Below are 693 nucleotides of genomic sequence, written 5' to 3' on the forward strand. Positions count from 1 at the left end.
CGGGTTGAGCACCTCCACCAGGCGCTCGAACGGCACGTCCTGGTGCGCGTAAGCGGCCAGGTCCGTCTCCCGCACCCGCGCCACCAGCTCGCGGAACGACGGATCACCCGACGTGTCCGTCCGGAAGACGAGCATGTTGACGAACATGCCGACCAGGTCGTCCAACGCGTCGTCCGTCCGCCCCGCCACAGGCGACCCGATCGGGATGTCGGTCCCGGCACCCAGCCGCGTCAGCAGCGCGGCGAAGGCGGCCTGCGTCACCATGAAGAGGCTGGCGCCGCTCTGACGGGCCAGGGCCACCAGCCCGGCGTGCAGGTCGGAGTCGAGCCGGAAGGGGATCGTGCCGCCGCGGTAGGACGCCTCCGCCGGACGCGGCCGATCGGTCGGCAGCGCCAGCTCCTCCGGAGCGCCCGCCAACGCCTCACGCCAGAACGCGATCTGCCGCGAGATCAGACTGTCCGGATCGTCCTCCGAACCGAACAGCTCCCGCTGCCACAACGCGTAATCCGCATACTGCACCGGCAGCTCGGCCCACCCCGGCGCACGCCCCTCCGCCCGCGCCGCATAAGCCGCGATCACATCACGCGCCAGCGGCGCCAACGACCAGCCGTCACCGGCGATGTGGTGCAGCACCAGCAGCGCCACGTGCTCGTCGGGGGCGAGGCGGAACAGGTGGGCGCGCAGCGGCGGTTC

1 protein-coding gene is annotated in these 693 nt (G+C 72.0%); it reads right to left on the bottom strand.

Annotated elements, in window-relative coordinates; translation table 11 throughout:
* On the bottom strand, positions 1 to 693 hold a 693-nt coding region (locus ABD879_RS32755; RefSeq protein WP_345025679.1), incomplete at both ends, for a condensation domain-containing protein.

Origin of the sequence: Actinomadura keratinilytica (assembly GCF_039539665.1) — a bacterium.
GTDB classification, from domain to species: Bacteria; Actinomycetota; Actinomycetes; order Streptosporangiales; family Streptosporangiaceae; genus Spirillospora; species Spirillospora keratinilytica.